1 protein-coding gene is annotated in these 1516 nt (G+C 34.5%); it reads left to right on the top strand.

Translation table 11 applies throughout. From position 1 onward, the window contains the following. The first annotated feature begins 462 nt into the window (after window positions 1–462). On the top strand, window positions 463–1188 hold the full coding sequence (locus AC1DSL_RS18080) for a polysaccharide deacetylase family protein (protein ID WP_477533307.1): 726 nt from the start codon (window positions 463–465) through the stop codon (window positions 1186–1188). The last annotated feature ends 328 nt before the right edge of the window (window positions 1189–1516 follow it).

Genomic DNA, 1516 nt, shown 5'->3' with positions numbered 1-1516 from the left:
CAGCTGTAGCAACCGACGCCAAAGCGAAAAAACTCAACACCAAAAAAATCGGGTATCGAAGACTCTGGAACAAAAATAAAACCCTCCTTTTAGCAACACATTACATAGTTTCTCCTTTTCATTTATTTTCATGAATCATTTAGTTGAAATGAAAAAATTGCCACCTGCAGGAGGGAAAAAGTGAGCTAACTAAAGAAAGCCTTGACTGAATAATGTACAGATTCCAACTCGCAATTCACTTTTTTCATCAGCATCCCAGAAAAGGAGAGTGAGGACAATTATAATAATCACTGTTCTAATGCTAAGTAAAAGGAAATTGGCGATTTGATAAACATAGTTCGACCAAAATTTCCCTAAAGCAGGTCGAATTTAGTGAGCGCTATAAAGGTATAATTTATTGCTTAAAGTAAAAAATATAATGGATGTGATACTTGATAATAATTGGATTAGGGAAGTGAAGAATTGAAGGGAAAGTATGTTTTAGTGTTATCTACAATTATTCTTGTAAGTTCCATTTTCCATGCTGGATTTAATGTATTTGCTGATAAGGGACGTCGCCATTACGAACAAACTGGGGAAGTGGTGTGGGATATAAAAACGGAAGAAAAAATAGTAGCTCTTACATTTGACGACGGTCCCCACCGAAAATATACTGCTGAAGTTTTAGATTTATTAGGTAATTACGATGCTAAAGCTACTTTCTTTATTATTGGAGAAAATGCAGAAAAATATCCGGAACTGGTATTAAGAGTACACGATGAAGGGCATGAAATAGCAAATCACACATATACACATCCTTTAAAAACAACAATCACAAAATTAGAGAAAGAATTAAAACAGACCAATGAAACAATATACAGTATTACGGGTTCTTACCCAAAGTTGTTTCGACCTGTTGGCGGGCAATATACAGATGACATGATCAAGTTGGCTGTGGACAAAGGATACACAGTTGTAATGTGGTCTTGGCACCAAGATACAGAGGATTGGAAAAACCCCGGTGTTAAAAAAATCGTCAATAAAGTATTGAATGTTACAAAACAGGGCGACATAATTCTTTTCCATGATGGTGGTGGTAATCGTAAACAGACGGTGAAAGCACTTGAGGAGATTTTGCCTGAACTTCAAAAACAAGGGTACAAATTTGTAACTATTTCTGAACTTATTGAGTATAAAAACAACAAATAATATTGGTTGAAGCAGAAGATTTTCCGTACATTTGATTAAAAATAAAAAAACTCATAAAGGGATTTTGTTACGAAATTCCTTTATGGGTTTTTTACTATGTGAGATAAAAACTTATAAAGTTATTCATACACTCTTACTAATTCCAATTTCTCATATTTTCTTCACTGCGGTTAACACTCTTGGTTTCGATCGATTTGAACATGTACACGGAATAACCAACTAAACGACTTGTCATACATTTTAACATCTTTCTTGTTGAACTAACCTGCCCCGTTAGTTGAATAAGAAAAAGGCTTTACCCCTTATTGAAGTAAAGCACCCGTTAGTT

The sequence above is a fragment of the Paenisporosarcina sp. P4_D4 genome, from assembly GCF_056401835.1.
The sequence above is the reverse complement of the archived record's forward strand: the minus strand, read 5'-3'. Positions and strand labels throughout refer to the sequence as shown.